At 72.4% G+C, this 15,218-nt stretch carries 15 protein-coding genes and 1 pseudogene; 7 read left to right on the top strand and 9 right to left on the bottom strand.

The annotated features are described in order from the left end of the window. Positions 1–3 precede the first annotated feature (3 nt). The 3 genes from ACFWVC_RS34140 to ACFWVC_RS34130 are packed head-to-tail and all read right to left on the bottom strand — an operon-like array spanning position 4 to position 3,592. On the bottom strand, positions 4–957 hold the full coding sequence (locus tag ACFWVC_RS34140; RefSeq protein ID WP_384296664.1) for an N-acetylneuraminate synthase family protein: 954 nt from the start codon (positions 955–957) through the stop codon (positions 4–6). Beyond that, entirely contained in the window at positions 954–2,258 is a 1,305-nt protein-coding gene (locus ACFWVC_RS34135) for a cytidylyltransferase domain-containing protein (RefSeq protein WP_384296663.1), read from the bottom strand. The genes ACFWVC_RS34140 and ACFWVC_RS34135 overlap by 4 nt, the downstream gene beginning before the upstream one ends. 26 nt (positions 2,259–2,284) lie before the next feature. Further along, positions 2,285–3,592 carry a DUF6716 putative glycosyltransferase gene (locus ACFWVC_RS34130; RefSeq protein ID WP_384296662.1) on the bottom strand — a complete coding sequence of 436 codons (1,308 nt, stop codon included), beginning with the start codon at positions 3,590–3,592 and terminating at the stop codon, positions 2,285–2,287. A 186-nt stretch (positions 3,593–3,778) separates the two neighbouring features. On the opposite strand from ACFWVC_RS34130, the gene ACFWVC_RS34125 reads away from it, so the two are divergent. Both ACFWVC_RS34125 and ACFWVC_RS34120 read left to right on the top strand, forming a co-directional pair. Beyond that, positions 3,779–4,759: a glycosyltransferase family 2 protein gene (locus ACFWVC_RS34125; protein ID WP_384296661.1), complete on the top strand. Its 981-nt coding sequence runs from the start codon at positions 3,779–3,781 to the stop codon at positions 4,757–4,759. After that, complete coding sequence (locus tag ACFWVC_RS34120; protein WP_384296660.1) at positions 4,759–6,111, top strand: polysialyltransferase family glycosyltransferase; 1,353 nt, start codon at positions 4,759–4,761, stop codon at positions 6,109–6,111. Before ACFWVC_RS34125 ends, ACFWVC_RS34120 begins: the two co-directional genes overlap by 1 nt. 57 nt (positions 6,112–6,168) lie before the next feature. On the opposite strand, the gene ACFWVC_RS34115 is transcribed toward ACFWVC_RS34120, so the two are convergent. Continuing rightward, positions 6,169–7,758, bottom strand: coding sequence for a methylmalonyl-CoA mutase (locus tag ACFWVC_RS34115; protein WP_384296659.1), 1,590 nt, complete (start codon positions 7,756–7,758; stop codon positions 6,169–6,171). A 120-nt stretch (positions 7,759–7,878) separates the two neighbouring features. Between ACFWVC_RS34115 and ACFWVC_RS34110 the strand changes: the two genes are divergently transcribed. Next, positions 7,879–8,772 carry a L,D-transpeptidase family protein gene (locus ACFWVC_RS34110; RefSeq protein ID WP_384296658.1) on the top strand — a complete coding sequence of 298 codons (894 nt, stop codon included), beginning with the start codon at positions 7,879–7,881 and terminating at the stop codon, positions 8,770–8,772. A gap of 4 nt (positions 8,773–8,776) precedes the next feature. Here the strand turns inward: ACFWVC_RS34110 and ACFWVC_RS34105 are convergent, their stop codons facing one another. From ACFWVC_RS34105 to ACFWVC_RS34085, 5 genes and pseudogenes are all read right to left on the bottom strand, one after another. Beyond that, positions 8,777–9,208 (bottom strand): SRPBCC family protein, encoded by a 432-nt coding sequence (locus ACFWVC_RS34105; protein WP_384296657.1) that lies wholly within the window; start codon positions 9,206–9,208, stop codon positions 8,777–8,779. A gap of 285 nt (positions 9,209–9,493) precedes the next feature. Further along, complete coding sequence (locus ACFWVC_RS34100) at positions 9,494–10,417, bottom strand: hypothetical protein (protein ID WP_384296656.1); 924 nt, start codon at positions 10,415–10,417, stop codon at positions 9,494–9,496. Further along, positions 10,414–11,046 carry an RNA polymerase sigma factor gene (locus ACFWVC_RS34095; RefSeq protein ID WP_384296655.1) on the bottom strand — a complete coding sequence of 211 codons (633 nt, stop codon included), beginning with the start codon at positions 11,044–11,046 and terminating at the stop codon, positions 10,414–10,416. Before ACFWVC_RS34095 ends, ACFWVC_RS34100 begins: the two co-directional genes overlap by 4 nt. Before the next feature lie 211 nt (positions 11,047–11,257). Further along, positions 11,258–11,551, bottom strand: a complete 294-nt coding sequence (locus ACFWVC_RS34090) for a hypothetical protein (protein ID WP_384296683.1) — start codon at positions 11,549–11,551, stop codon at positions 11,258–11,260. Positions 11,552–11,687: 136 nt separating this feature from the next. Beyond that, a pseudogene (locus ACFWVC_RS34085) lies at positions 11,688–11,945 on the bottom strand (glycoside hydrolase family 20 zincin-like fold domain-containing protein); the annotation flags it as partial. Between the two features lie 477 nt (positions 11,946–12,422). Between ACFWVC_RS34085 and ACFWVC_RS34080 the strand changes: the two are divergent. The 4 genes from ACFWVC_RS34080 to ACFWVC_RS34065 form a co-directional block, all read left to right on the top strand. After that, complete coding sequence (locus tag ACFWVC_RS34080; protein WP_384296681.1) at positions 12,423–12,947, top strand: 2-oxo-4-hydroxy-4-carboxy-5-ureidoimidazoline decarboxylase; 525 nt, start codon at positions 12,423–12,425, stop codon at positions 12,945–12,947. A 127-nt stretch (positions 12,948–13,074) separates the two neighbouring features. Continuing rightward, positions 13,075–13,455, top strand: coding sequence for a succinate dehydrogenase, cytochrome b556 subunit (sdhC, locus tag ACFWVC_RS34075; protein WP_319658631.1), 381 nt, complete (start codon positions 13,075–13,077; stop codon positions 13,453–13,455). Between the two features lie 8 nt (positions 13,456–13,463). Continuing rightward, positions 13,464–13,934: a succinate dehydrogenase hydrophobic membrane anchor subunit gene (locus tag ACFWVC_RS34070; RefSeq protein WP_384296654.1), complete on the top strand. Its 471-nt coding sequence runs from the start codon at positions 13,464–13,466 to the stop codon at positions 13,932–13,934. A 28-nt stretch (positions 13,935–13,962) separates the two neighbouring features. Continuing rightward, positions 13,963–15,218 (top strand): FAD-binding protein (locus ACFWVC_RS34065; RefSeq protein WP_384296653.1); only part of this gene is annotated, 1,256 nt, incomplete at its 3' end.

The following is a 15,218-nucleotide window of genomic DNA, read 5'->3' as shown; positions in this document are numbered from 1 at the left end:
GGATCAGGCCGACACCGATTCGGCGTCGGCGGCGGCGGCAGCGGCCGCCTCCTGCTCGGCGATGACGCCGGGCACGCGGCGCAGCTTCTTCATCGGGCCGAGCTCGCCCTCGTAGACCTTCTTGACACCGTCGCCGAGCGCGGACTCGATGATGCGGATGTCGCGGACCAGGCGGTCCAGACCCTGCGGCTCGACCGAGGCGGCCTGGTCGGAGCCCCAGTTCGCGCGGTCCAGGGTGATGTGGCGCTCGACGAAGACGGCACCGAGGGCGACCGCCGCGAGGGTGGTCTGCAGGCCGATCTCGTGGCCGGAGTAGCCGACGGGCACGTTCGGGAACTCACGCTGCAGCGTGTTGATCATCCGCAGGTTGAGCTCCTCGTGCTTCGCCGGGTACGTCGACGTGGCGTGGCACAGGATGATGTTGTCGCTGCCGAGGACCTCCACCGCGTGGCGGATCTGCTTCGGCGTGGACATGCCCGTGGAGAGGATGACGGTCTTGCCGGTGGCGCGCAGGGCGCGCAGCAGCTCGTCGTCGGTCAGCGAGGCCGAGGCGACCTTGTGGACCCGGACGTTCTCGAACTTCTCGAGGAACTCGACCGAGGGGACGTCCCACGGGGAGGCGAACCAGTCGATGCCCTTGCTCGTGCAGTACTCGTCGATGGCGCGGTACTGCTCCTCACCGAACTCCACCTTGTGGCGGTACTCGATGTAGGTCATCCGGCCCCACGGGGTGTCCCGCTCGATCTCCCACTGGTCGCGGGGGGTGCAGATCTCCGGGGTGCGCTTCTGGAACTTCACACCGTCGGCGCCGGCCTCGACGGCCGCGTCGATCAGGGCGAAGGCGTCCTCGAGGGAGCCGTTGTGGTTGATGCCGATCTCGCCGGTGACGTAGACGGGCTGGCCGGGGCCGACCAGGCGGTCGCCGATCGGACGAAGGCGGGCGGGGGTGGTGGTCACTGGGAGAGTTCCCTTCGGGAAAGAGAGGGGCCGAGGATCCACGAGGCGACCTCGCGGATCGCACCGCGCCCTCCGGGCGTTGCGGTGATGGAGCGGGCCGCGTCCTTGACCACGTCGTGCGCGTTGGCGACGGCGGTCGGCCAGCCGACGAGCGCGAAGCAGCCGAGGTCGTTGACGTCGTTGCCGACGTACAGGACCCGCTCGGGGGCGATACCTTGCTCCTCGCACCATTGCTTCAGTGCGAGGTCCTTGCGGTCGATGCCGTGCAGTACGGGGACCTTGAGCTTGCGGGCCCGTGCGGCGACGACCGGGTTGGTCTCCGTGGACAGGATCAGGACGGGGAGTCCGTTGTCGCGCAGGGCGGCGATCCCGAGCCCGTCACCACGGTGCACCGTGACGGTCTCGCGTCCCTCGGAGTCGACCAGCACCGTGTCGTCGGTCTGGGTGCCGTCGAAGTCGAGTACGACCGCGTCGATGTCGGCGCGGGTCGGCAGGGCGGCCGGTGCCGCGGACTCGTCGGTCCTGACGGCGGAGCCGGTCGTGGGGTCGAGCAGCGGTGCCAGGGCTCGGGCGCGGGACAGGTCGTCCGGCTCGTCGATCTCCAGCACCCGGGCGGGGTCGGTGCGCACCAGCGCGGTGTGCCCGAAGAACCGGTGCTTGGCCTCCCGGAAGCCCTCTACGCGCATCGCGTAGGCGGCGCCGGTCTCCAGCAGGTCCTGCGGGCGGTCCTGACGGCGCGGGCGGTGCGCCTTGTCGTGGTTGACACCATAGCCGCCGGTGGTGGTGGCCAGCGCCGTACGGGCCTCGCCGGTGACGGAGGCCACACCGCTCGCGGCGGCGGCAGCACCCATCTCGTCGGCGGAGTCGCGCCAGATGAAGCCGTGGAACGGCGCGACGGTGACGGCCGTGTCGGCGCCGTCCTCGACGACCGCCGCGGCCACCCCGTTGACGTCCTCGGTGGTGATGAACGGGCTGGTGCACTGCACGAGCAGCACGACGTCCGCGCTGACCCCGCTCATCGCCTGGTAGGCGTCCATGGCGTGCAGCACCGCCGCCTCGCTGGTCGCGGTGTCGCCGGCGATGGCCGCCGGGCGCAGCACGACCTCGGCGCCGGCGGCGCGGGCCGCGTCGGCGATCTCGGGGTCGTCGGTGGAGACGACCACGTCGGTGATCAGCTCGGCCTCACGGCAGGCGCGCACGGCGCGGGCGACCAGCGGCACGCCGCCGACGGGGGCGAGGTTCTTGCCGGGTACGCCCTTCGAGCCGCCGCGGGCGGGAATGACGGCCAACACCGTTGGCATGGGGGCTCCTTGCGATTTGAGGGGACTCACAGCTGGCCCCATCGGCGGATCACGGGCGCGACGCGCTGGACGCCCTGGCGGTACGCGGTGCGCGCGGAGTTGCGCGCGAAATCGCGTACGGCGCGGCGCAGCGCGCTCGGCTCGGCGGGCTCCACGGCGGCGCCGGGCAGCGGCTCGCCCTTCGGGTCCAGGCTGTGCCGGGCGAGGACCCCGGGGAGGTAACCGGGCGCGGTGGCGGTGGTGTAGTACGGCGCGAGCGGCGGCAGCTCGTCCGCGGCGGTGAGCGCGGCGACGCGCTCACGGACGGTGCGGAACGGGTCGCCGTCCGAGGCGATGCCCTGGGCACGGGCCCACGCGGGACGCACGCGGGGCACCTGGCCCGCGTCGATGTGGTCCCAGGAGGCGTAGGCGCCGGAGCCCAGGAAGTGGTGGTTGCCCAGCGACTCGCGGATGCCGAGGTCGGTGAGGATCGCGGTCGGGATGCCGCGGTGCATGGACTCCAGCGCGGCCGTGGAGCTGACCGTGACCAGCAGGTCCGTGCGGTCCAGGACCTCGCCCATGTGCCCGTAGACGAGCTTCAGGTTCTTGGGCGGGTCCAGCCGGGCGACCAGCTTCTGGTACGGCTGTTCCTCGATGTGCGTGGTGTGCTCACCGGGCTTGCTGCGCAGCTTGACCAGCACCTCGCGGTCCGGGTGGAACCGGGCGTGGTCCACCGCGCGGCGCAGCAGGTACATGCGGTCCTTGCGGCTGTCCGGGACGGACGGCTGGACCGCGAAGACGACGGTGAAGGGCCGGTCCGTCGAGGGCTCGTACGGGGTGCCCTCCAGGAACGGCAGCGCGGTCTCCACGATGGAGCCCGCGTCCGCCCCGACGCCCTCGTACACGGCGCGGAAGCGGTCGGCGTCGTGCGCGCTGTTCGCCAGGACCGCGTCGGCGCCGGAGCGCAGCAGCAGGCCGTCGGCGAGCTTCTCGTAGACGACGCCCACGTACCCGGTGACGACCACGGGCCGGCGGGGGGTGCCTTCCCAGGCGCGGGCCAGGCCATGCAGCATGGCCTGGACGGTGCCGCCGACGCAGGACAGGACGACCACGTCCGCGGTGTCGCGGCTGGTCGTGGCCAGGAACTCGGCCGCCGTGACCTCGCGCATGGAATCCGCGGGGATACCGACCTCGGAGAGCTGGCGCTCGGTCGGCGTCGCACGCCCGCGGAGCAGGCGGGCGTCGAGCCGCGCCTGGGGGGCGACACGGCGAGCCGTCAGCGCACCCCATTTCCATCGGGTGTCCGAGTCGGCGAGGACGGTGACCCTGATCGGGTCGGCGGTACTTGCTGGCACGCCGCAAAGCTAGGAATACATTCCTAGCGGGCGTCCAACGCCACGCCAACGGACGGTTAACAACACGCCGCCGGATGAAGAACCAGCACGCCAGGCTGACGGATTCACAAACCCGACACCTCACGTTCACCAAAGAGCCCGCGTCGTGTCAACGCTCGGGGCAGCGGGAGCCATAGGGTGCGCCCCGTGGTTAAGCTTTCCGTCATCGTCCCGTTCTACAACGTGCAGGCGTTTGCTCCTGACATGTTGAGAAGTCTCCGTGCAAACGCGCGGCCGGATTTCGAGTTCATCCTGGTGAACGACTGTGCCACGGATGAGACGCCGAAGATCCTCGAGCGCGCCCTGCCGGACCTACCGGGGGCGAGACTGATCTCGCACGAGCAGAACGGCGGTCTCGCCACCGCCCGCAACACGGGCATCGACGCCGCCAAGGGCGAGTACGTGACCTTCCTCGACGGCGACGACTGGCTGGCCGAGGGCTACCTGCCCCAGCTGCTGGACGCCATCGAGACCCTGGGCACCGACTTCGTCCGCACCGACCATGTCGTCTGCCACGGCCGCAAGCGCACCGTCGCCCGTGTGCCGCACGGCCGCCGCGGGGTCTCGCTGGACCCCCGTGGGGCGATCCTGCCGGCCGACCGCACGACGTCGGTGGACTACCCGTACGCCTGGGCCGGGATCTACCACCGCCGGCTGGTCGACGCCGGGCTGCTGCACTTCCCCGACGGACTGCGCACCGCCGAGGACCGCCCGTGGATCTGGCGGCTGCACCGCGAGGCGAAGAGCTTCGCCGTCGTCGGCCTGCTGGGGGTCTTCTACCGGCGCGGGGTGGCCACCTCGCTGACGCAGATCGGCGACGTCCGGCAGCTGGACTTCATCCGCTCCTTCGACCAGGTGCTCGCCGAGACGGCGACGGACCCGGAGGCGGACCTCTTCCTGCCCAAGGCCGTGCGCACCTACTGCGCGGTGATCTCGCACCACCTCGGGGCCATGGGCCGCTACGAGCCGCAGGTGGCCCGTAAGCTCAAGACCATGAGCGCCGCCGCCCTCAGGCAGATGCCCCAGGACATCCTCACCGAGGCCCTGGACTCGATGGACATGGAACGCAGCCTGCGCCTGCGCAGGCTGCGCCGGCGGATCGGCGTCGGCGGGACGGTGGCCGCGTAATGCGCCGTACCCAGGTCTTCCTGGCGGCCGGCCTGTCCGGGGTGGCCACGCTGGCCGCGGCCCTGGACGCGGGTCTGTTCACCCCGGCCGACCGGCGGCTGCTGCTGATCAGCAACAACGCCCCGGTTCCCGAGACCTCGCCCGCCGCGGACACGATGCCGGGCTTCGAGGCCCTGCGCGGCCGCTTCGACCGCGTGCTGTCGTGGAACGAGGCGATCGCCCCGCTGCACCCGCGCGGCTGGTCGCCGCGTCCGGACGACGTGCCGATGTGGGAGCGCCACCTGCGGCGGCTGTGGGACCTCGGCGACGACCAGCTGGAGCTCGTCGTCGAGTCGCTGCACGTGGACCCGGCGCTCGCGCTGGTGAACGTCTTCCCCGGCGCCGCGATCGAGGCGTACGCGGACGGGCTGACGGTGTACGGCCCGACCCGCAACAAGCTGGAGCCGCTGGTCACCACGCGTGTCGGCCGTCTGCTGCACCTCGGTCTCGTGCCGGGACTGCGCCCGCTGCTGCTCTCGGAGTACGGCGTGCCGGAGGAGATCGTCCCGGCCGAGGCGTTCCTCAAGGTCCTCGCGGAGGTCGCCGCGGCCGCGGAGCCCTCCGCGGACGGCGACACGCCGCCGAGCGGCGGCGCCCTGCTGCTCGGCCAGCACCTGTCGGCGCTGGAGATCCTCAGCGACAAGCAGGAGGACGAGCTGCACCTGCGCATGCTGCGCGGGGCCGTCGCCGCCGGGCACCGCACCATCGTCTTCAAACCGCACCCGACGGCTCCCGTGCACGGGGCGCGGGTGCTGGAGCGCGAGGCGGCGGAACTGGGTGCCGAGCTGTACGTGGCCGATCCGGCGCAGCCGGCCGAGGTGCTCTACCAGAGCGTCCGCCCCGAGCTGGTCGTCGGCTGCTTCTCCACGGCGCTGTTCACCGCGTCCACCCTCTACGGCCTGCCGGTCGCCCGGACGGGCACCGAGCTGGTGCTGGAGCGCCTGTCGCCCTTCGCCAACAGCAACCGGGTCCCCGTCACCGTCGCCGACCGGCTGCTGCCCGACCTGGCCGACCCCGCCGCGGTGGCCGGCTGGACCCCGCAGACCGCCGAGCACGCCGAGTCCGACCTCGCGCCGCTGCTGCGCGCCGTCGCCTACTGCATGCAGCCGCAGACGTACGGGCACCTGCGCGACGAGGCCGTCACCTACCTGGCGAGCCGCCTCGACGCCGGCACCTGGCGCTACTTCAAGCGGCGCCGGCTCACCAGCCTCGCCCTCCCGGGCGCGGTGCCGGCCCAGCTGGCCTTCCTGCCCAACAACCCGGCCGTGCGCCGGGCGGCCCGGCGGCTGCGGCACGTGGCGCGCCGCGGCTGACCCGCGGACGGGGCGCGCCGACGCGCCCCGTCAGGTGCGAGCGCCGAGCCGGCCGCCTCAGAGGGTGTCGGTGGGCACGTAGGTGCCCCAGACCTCGCGCAGCGCGTCGCAGACCTCGCCGACCGTGGCCCGGGCGCGCAGCGCGTCCTTCATCGGGTACAGCACGTCCGACTCGCCCGACCCGCTCTCCGCGACCCTGCGCAGAACGCCCAGCGCCGCCGTAACGGCCCGCCGGTCGCGCCGGGCGCGCAGGGCGGCGAGCCGTTCCACCTGCCCGGCCTCGATCGCGGGGTCGACGCGCAGCGGCCGGTACGGCTCCTCCTCGTCGAGCCGGAAGCGGTTCACCCCGACGACGACCCGCTCGCCGGACTCCGTCTCCCGTGCGATCCGGTAGGCGTTCCGCTCGATCTCCGACTTCTGGAAGCCGCGTTCGATGGCACGGACCGCGCCGCCCATGTCCTCGACCCTGCGCATCAGGTCCAGCGCCGCCGCCTCGACCTCGTCGGTCATCGTCTCGACCACGTAGGAGCCGGCGAACGGGTCCACCGTCGCCGTCACGTCGGTCTCGTACGCCAGCACCTGCTGGGTGCGCAGCGCGAGCCGGGCCGACTTCTCGGTGGGCAGCGCGATGGCCTCGTCGAAGGCGTTGGTGTGCAGCGACTGCGTCCCGCCCAGCACCGCCGCCAGTCCCTGGACGGCGACCCGCACCAGGTTCACCTCCGGCTGCTGCGCGGTGAGCTGCACGCCCGCCGTCTGCGTGTGGAAGCGCAGCATCTGCGACCTGGGGTTCCGCGCGCCGAACTCCTCGCGCATGACGCGGGCCCAGATCCGGCGCGCGGCGCGGAACTTGGCGACCTCCTCCAGGATCGTCGTCCGCGACACGAAGAAGAACGACAGCCGGGGCGCGAACTCGTCCACGTCCATGCCGGCGGCCACGGCGGTGCGGACGTAGGCGATGCCGTCGGCCAGGGTGAAGGCGATCTCCTGCGCGGGCGAGGCACCGGCCTCGGCCATGTGGTAGCCGGAGATGGAGATCGTGTTCCAGCGCGGGATCTCGGCGCGGCAGTAGCGGAAGAGGTCGGCGGTCAGCCGCAGGGAGGGCCCCGGCGGGAAGATCCAGGTCCCACGGGCGATGTACTCCTTGAGCACGTCGTTCTGGATCGTGCCGGTGAGCCGGCCGGCGGGGATTCCCTGCTCCTCGCCGACCAGTTGGTACATCAGCAGCAGCAGGGCGGCGGGGGCGTTGATGGTCATGGACGTGGAGACCTCGCCGAGCGGGATGCCGCCGAAAAGCACCTCCATGTCCTCGACCGAGTCGATCGCCACACCGACCTTGCCGACCTCTCCGTGCGCGATCGGCGCGTCGCTGTCGTGGCCCATCTGCGTGGGCAGGTCGAAGGCGACGGACAGGCCGGTCGTGCCGTGGGCGATCAGCTGCCGGTAGCGCGCGTTGGACTCCGCGGCGGTGCCGAAGCCGGCGTACTGACGCATCGTCCAGGGGCGTGTGGTGTACATCGCCGGGTGGACGCCGCGTGTGTAGGGGTACCCGCCGGGCTCGCCGAGCTTCTCCGCCGGACTCCAGCCGTCCAGTGCGGCGGGGCCGTAGACCGGCTCGATCGGCAGACCGGATTCGGACTCGCGTGCCATGCGTCATCCTCCAGGGACTTGCCCCCTGGTCCCAGTGTGCGGCGATTTCCCGCGAAGTTGGCGCAACTACATGCCAGGGAAAACAGTCCAAGGGGGTACCGGTTCTCACAGGGGGATGACATGGCACTCATATCGATCACCAGATCACGCGCGGCTGCGGCCGCCGCCGCGCTTCTCACCGGGGCGCTGCTGGCCGGCTGTACGGCCCACGCCACCCAGCCCGTGACCGCCCAGGGCTCGCCCGCCTCCTCGGCCGGCGAGGAGACCCCGGGTCCGGCCACGCCGAGCGCGAGCACCGGTACCTCCCCGACGCCGACCCCTTCCCCGACCACCGCGAAGCCGAGCCCGTCCCGCATACCCAAGGCCCCGGACACCGCCCGCCCGGTCGTGGTCATGGCCCCCGGCAGCAACAGCGCCATCGTGCGCGAACTGCAGGCCCGGCTGCGGCAGCTCGGGTTCTTCGGCCAGGCGCCCACCGGCTACTACGGCAGCGTCACGGCCGCCTCGGTCCGCGCGTTCCAGGGCAAGCACGGCCTGGCCGCCTCCGGCACCGTCACCAAGCCCACCTGGACGAAGCTTCGTTCGGTCACCCGGCAGCCCACCCGGGCCGCGATGTACCCGCCGACCGCCAACCCGGTGGCCAAGCTGGACCCGCGCTGCCTGACCGGCCGCGTCCTGTGCGTCAGCAAGACCAGCCGCACCCTGGCCTGGGTGGTCGACGGCAAGGTCGTCTCGGCGATGGACGTCCGCTTCGGCTCCCAGTACACGCCCACCCGCGAGGGCACCTTCAGCGTCTTCGCCAAGAGCCGTCACCACGTGTCGACGATCTACCACACGGCCATGCCGTACGCGATGTTCTTCAGCGGCGGCCAGGCGGTGCACTACTCCGCCGACTTCGCGGCGCGCGGCTACTCCGGCGCGTCCCACGGCTGCGTCAACGTGCGCGACGCCAACAAGATCTCGGCGCTCTTCGACCAGGTCCGGGTGGGCGACAAGGTCGTCGTCTACTGGTGAGCGTCTAGGGCTGATCCCCGGCGAGCAGCGCGTCCAGCGCTCGGCCGAACACCCGTCGGCCGGCCCACGCCGTGGGCCGGCCGAACGCTTTGGGAAGCCCGCGCACCCGCAGGTCCTCGCGCCAGACGATCCGCGACCCCGGACCGGGGTCGCGCGGCCACACCTCGATCTCGGCCCAGCCCAGCACGACCGCGCCGCGCTTCTCCAGCCGGCACCGGCCGGGCCCGCCGCCGGCGTCCGGCGGCTCCCAGCGCACGATCTCCATCGGGTCGGCGAAGGACAGCGGGCCGACACCGGTCCGCGCGGTGAAGCCCGTGTCGCCGTCGCGGACGACCGTGGTCAACGGGACGTGGGCGGCGTGCCGTTCCCAGTCGGTGACCCGCCGCCAGGCCTCGGCGGGCGGCAGGGACGACTCGCGCTCGACATGGAAGGCCATTCGGCGGCTCACCTCCGCCCGGCGGCGGTGGCGGCACCGGGCGGCACAGGGATGCGGGCGGGGCCCGCCGGCACGGTCGTGGTCACGACGGCCAATCTATGCCTCGGTGCGCCGACGAGCGGGGACGCGGGCAGGGCGGGGGGAAAGCGCCCCGCCCACGTCCCTCGTCGGGGGCCCGATACGGGGAGACCGGGCCGCCCATCGACCGATGACCAGTCGGTCTACTGGTTAAAGCGCCCGGGGGGCCGAAAGTGTCACTCCCGGGGCGGGCGGGACCGGAAGGTGTCAGCGCCCGCCGGCGCGGGACGACCGCCGTTCACCGGAGCGGTGGTGCTCGCCGGAACGGTTCTTCCCGTTCCCGTGGCCCGACTGGTGCCGGCGGCCGGGGCCGTCGTCCTGGGCGTCGTCGTCGCGCGCCTCGCCGCCGCGGCGGCCGTGCGGCCCGAGCACCGTGAAGCAGTAACGCCGCACCCTGGGCTGGCCGCCGCCCGCCGCCGCGCGCAGTTGCCTCCAGACCTTCTCGTCCGTCTTCTCGCGGTGCCAGCCGGCTCCCGCGTAGGCCCGGCACAGCGCCGTGGGGCCGAGGGTCCCGGGCTGCGGCGCGGAGATCCGCGAGGAACCGGGCCCTGGCGTGCCCGGGACGACGGTCCCGCCCGGCACCGTCCCCGCCGGGAGACCGCGCGGCGACCGCGAGGGCGTGGGTGAGCCCGGTGAGAGCGCCGGGGTGGCCGGGCGGGTACCGCCCGTCGCCTGCGGTGCCGCGCCCTGGGTGTGCGCAGGCGCGGGCGCCTCGTCCCCACCGCCGAGCAGCACGGGCAGCGCGCCCGCCGCGGCGGCGAGGGCGACCCCGGCGACGGCCGCGGTGATCAGCAGGGTGCCGCTGAAGGCCCTGGCGGTGCGGCTCTTGGGCCCGCCGGGGCGCCAGTCGTCCGCGTCGCGGCCCCCGTCACCGGCCCGGGCCCCATCACTGTCGCTGTGTTCCGTCAGGTGCGGCCCCTGGTCCCGCGCCTCCCGGAAGGCGGCGAGGGCCGCCTCCTCGCGCGCCGGGTCGACCGTCGCGGGCGCGGCGGCCGCGGCCAGCATCCGGGCGAGGGCCGCGGCACGCGGGTCCGGCCATGCCGCGCCGCCGGTGTCGTTCCCCTGTGCCCCGCGCAGCAGCCGTTCTGCGGTGGTGTCGTCGAGCCAGTCCTGTCCTCGGTTATCGCTCATCTCATGTCCTCAAGCGTTCGAGACGCCGAAAACGTCACACTTGACGACCCGTCGTCGGATTCCAGCAGTTCAGCGAGGCGCCGCAGGCCACGGCTGGTGGCCATGCGCATCGCCCCCGGCCGTTTGCCCACCACCTCGGCGGCGGCGCGGGAGTCGAGCCCCATCACGACGCGCAGAAGGACCGCCTCCGCCTGGTCCCGGGGAAGGGCCGCGATCGCGGCCAGCGCGGCACCGGTGCCCACCGCGGCGACCGCCTCCTCGGCGGTGTCGGAACCGCCGGGCCGGTCGAGCAGTTCCTCCACCCCGGCCGCGGTCAGCGGGCGGCGGCCCACGGCCCGCAGGTGGTCCAGCGCGCGGTTGCGGGCGATGCGCGCCGCCCAGCCGCGCAGCGCGTCCCCGTCGCCGTGGAACGACGACAGGTCCCGGGCGATCTGCAACCACGCCTCCGATGCCACGTCCTCGGCGTCCCCCACGCCGACCAGCGAGCGTACGTACTGCAGCAGTTGCGGTTGCACCGCTCGGTACACGAACCGGAAGCCGTCCTCGTCCCCTTCTTGCGCCGCGCGTACCGCGGTCGCCAAATCCACGTTCGAGCCTCCCCCTTGGAATCGCGCACCATACTGCCCCATCAAGCGCGTTCCGACAGGCCTTGGGGGACGGCTACTCGCGGGTCACAAAGCTCGTGAAAAGCGGCCGCCGGGATCCCTCAGGACCGCCGGCGCCTCCGAGGGGTGTGACACTTTCGGCCCGCAAGACGCTGAACAAGACAGAAGCGGCCGGAGACGCTCCTGTGGGGGGAGGCGGACTTCGGCCGCTTCACCTGGGACGGTGGCGCCCGGCTCAACTCACCCGTGACGCCAGAGCCTCGAATTCCCGCCAGCTCAGTGCCGGCCGGCCCGGATCCCACAACTTCTGTGCCAGGGCCCGCAGCGGCACGCGGATCCCGGCGGCGACCCGTGCCTGGCTCTCGGCGCCGGCACGGTCGCCCCAGACGGCCAGCGGGGCGCCGACGATCCGGTCCGGGCCGGAGAGCGCCGCCGGCACCGCGCGGTCGCGGTAGACCACGGCCGGGGTCCACCGCTCGTAGATGCGTCGCCCGCTGGGGTACGGGAAGTGCGCCGGGCCGCCGAGCACGTAGTACAGCGCCGGCCCCGGCTGAGTACTTGCGCCCGATGTCGACCACCAGCCCGCGCCGCGGCCGGTCGGGACGGTCCTCGACGGTGCCGGCCGGCACCCGTCCGGTGGAACGCAGCGCCCGCAGAATCGTGCGCGTTCCGTAGAAGACCCCGGCGGCGGTGCCGGCGCGCACGATCACACGATCGGGAGCACTTGTCCTCTCGTACGACTCGGGGTCGGCTCTACCCCGTTCGAGTGAAAGTGCGATGTCCCCGGGCCGGGACGCGCCCGTCGCGTACGGCAGTCGCAACTCCCCCGCCGGCAGCCGCGCCTCGTCCGCCGGCCGGCCGCCGGACGTCGTGACGACACGTGAGCCGGCACGCGGGGCGAAACCCGCCGGACCGGTGGGCACGAACCGGCCGGCGAAGTGGCGGCGACGACGGTCGCGACGGCGCACACCACCGCGAGCTTTGCCCGGATGTGCCACATGATCTGACGTTATTCCCGGATGGCGTGTCCCGCCGTGCGAGGCAGCTATGGACGTGCACTTTCGTTCCCGTACGGGTGAAATTCGCGCATCCGTCGTACAGGGCCGAACATAGGCCGATACGGTGGCGCTCAAGCGCCGTCCACTTCCACGGACGCCCCACGCGCCACCGGCAGTTCCCCCTCAGTCCCCCGCAGTTCCCGTACGACCCGCACGACCCCGCACCACCCGCACGGTCCCCCCACCCCGTAGTCCCGCAGTTCCAGGAGAGCACCGCTGACCAGCGACACTCCCTCCGTCCCGCCGGCGACACCGCCGCTGCTCCCGCCGCAGTCCCGCGGCGCCGACCGGGCGGCCCGCCCGTCCCGCCCGGCCCCTCACCCCGGCCGCCCGCGCGGCGGCCTGGACGGCTTCAACGACGCCCCGCCCGCAGCGGCCGAGGCAGCCCTGCTGGGCTGCTGCGGCAGCGTGCGCTGGGCCCGCCGGGTCGCCGCCCACCGCCCCTACCCGGACCTGGACGCGCTGCTGGCCGCCGCCGACGAGGCCGCCTACGACCTGTCCCCCACCGACCTGGCCGAGGCCTTGGCGGGCGAGGCCGCGGGCGCCCCGCCGGACATCGCGCCCACCCGCGGCAGCCTCGCCGCGCACACCGCGCTGCGGGCCGCCCAGGCCGCGTACGAGGCCCGGTTCGGCCATGTCTTCGTCGTCAGCCTGGACGAGGTCGACCCCGACGAGTCCCTCGGCCTGCTGCTCGCCTCGCTGCGCCGCCGGCTGAACCACGACCCCGACGAGGAACGCGCGGTGGCCGCCGAGGAGCTGCGCCGGGTGACCCGCTCCCGGCTGGCCCGCCTCGCGCGCGGGGACGACCCGGCGGGAGAGGGCGTTCCCGGTGGATACACCCATGCGTGCGGGATCGATCACACCTGACGGACCCGGCAGGACGTAGCCGACGGGCCGTCGCTACGATGGCCAGGGCCGGAGGACCGTACCCGGCCGGGCCCGACCGACCAAACGAAGCCGGCTGGCCCCTCACCGCTCCCGGAGGGTTTTTTCCGTGCCGGCTGGAACGTTGTACCGCGGCCGGGAAGGCATGTGGTCATGGGTGGCTCATCGCGTCACCGGTGTCCTCATCTTCTTCTTCCTGTTCGTCCATGTCCTCGACACCGCGCTGGTGCGGGTCTCCCCCGAGGACTACGACAAGGTCGTCGACACCTATAAGCAGCCCATCGTCAGCCTTCTCGAATACGGGCTGGTCGCGGCTGTCCTCTTCCACGCTCTGAACGGCCTGCGCGTCATCGCCGTCGACTTCTGGTCCAAGGGCCCGAAGTACCAGAAGCAGATGCTGTGGTCGGTCGTCGGAATCTGGGTCGTCCTGATGATCGGGGCGATCTACCCCGTCCTCGGTCACGCCGCTCGAGTGCTGTTCGGGAGCTGAGTCCATCCATGTCCGCAACCGATCACGTGGAGCTCAGCTCCTCCAGCGCCGCCTACGGCCCTGACAACCCGGCTCCGTTCATCGAGGCGCCGCGCGCCCGTTCGAAGCGCACGCCGCGTGCCACCCGGACCAACTTCGAGCTGTACGGCTGGCTGTTCATGCGCCTGTCCGGCATCGTGCTCGTGGTCCTGGTCCTCGGCCACCTGCTGATCCAGCTCGTCCTCGACGGCGGTGTGACCAAGGTCGGCTTCGCCTTCGTGGCCGGCCGCTGGGCGTCCCCCTTCTGGCAGACCTGGGACCTGATCATGCTGTGGCTGGCCATGCTGCACGGCGGCAACGGCCTGCGCACCGTGATCAACGACTACGCCGAGCGGGACAACACCCGGTTCTGGCTGAAGATGCTGCTGTACACGGCGACGGCGTTCACCATCATCCTCGGCACGCTGGTGATCTTCACCTTCGATCCGAACATCCGCTAGCCAGGGCTGGACAGGGAAGCGACCCCCCATGCAGATCCACAAGTACGACACCGTCATCGTCGGCGCGGGTGGCGCCGGCATGCGCGCCGCCATCGAGGCGACGAAGCGCAGCCGCACCGCGGTGCTGACGAAGCTCTACCCCACCCGCTCCCACACCGGCGCGGCCCAGGGCGGCATGGCCGCGGCCCTCGCGAACGTCGAGGAGGACAACTGGGAGTGGCACACCTTCGACACGATCAAGGGCGGTGACTACCTGGTCGACCAGGACGCCGCCGAGATCCTGGCGAAGGAGGCCATCGACGCGGTCCTCGACCTCGAGAAGATGGGCCTGCCCTTCAACCGCACCCCCGAGGGCCGGATCGACCAGCGCCGCTTCGGCGGCCACTCCCGCAACCACGGCGAGGCCCCGGTCCGCCGCGCGTGCTACGCGGCCGACCGTACCGGTCACATGATCCTCCAGACGCTGTACCAGAACTGCGTCAAGGAGGGTGTGGAGTTCTTCAACGAGTTCTACGTCCTCGACCAGATCCTCGTCGAGGAGGACGGCGTCAAGAAGTCCGCCGGTGTGGTCGCCTACGAGCTGGCCACCGGCGAGATCCACATCTTCCAGGCGAAGTCCGTCGTGTACGCCTCCGGCGGCACCGGCAAGTTCTTCAAGGTCACCTCCAACGCGCACACCCTCACCGGTGACGGCCAGGCCGCCGTCTACCGCCGCGGACTGCCGCTGGAGGACATGGAGTTCTTCCAGTTCCACCCGACGGGCATCTGGCGCATGGGCATCCTGCTGACGGAGGGCGCCCGCGGTGAGGGCGGCATCCTCCGCAACAAGGACGGCGAGCGCTTCATGGAGAAGTACGCGCCCGTCATGAAGGACCTCGCCTCCCGCGACGTCGTCTCCCGCGCGATCTACACCGAGATCCGCGAGGGCCGCGGCTGCGGTCCCGAGGGCGACCACGTCTACCTCGACCTCACGCACCTGCCGCCGGAGCAGCTGGACGCCAAGCTCCCGGACATCACGGAGTTCGCGCGCACCTACCTCGGCATCGAGCCCTACACGGACCCGATCCCGATCCAGCCGACCGCGCACTACGCCATGGGCGGCATCCCGACCAACGTCCAGGGTGAGGTCCTCTCGGACAACACCACGGTCGTCCCGGGCCTGTACGCCGCCGGCGAGGTCGCCTGCGTCTCCGTGCACGGCGCCAACCGCCTCGGCACCAACTCGCTGCTCGACATCAACGTCTTCGGGCGCCGCGCCGGCATCGCCGCCGCGGACTACTCGGC

Origin of the sequence: Streptomyces sp. NPDC058691 (genome assembly GCF_042714775.1) — a bacterium.
Lineage (GTDB): Bacteria > Actinomycetota > Actinomycetes > Streptomycetales > Streptomycetaceae > Actinacidiphila.
This window is presented reverse-complemented; position numbering and strand designations above follow the sequence as displayed.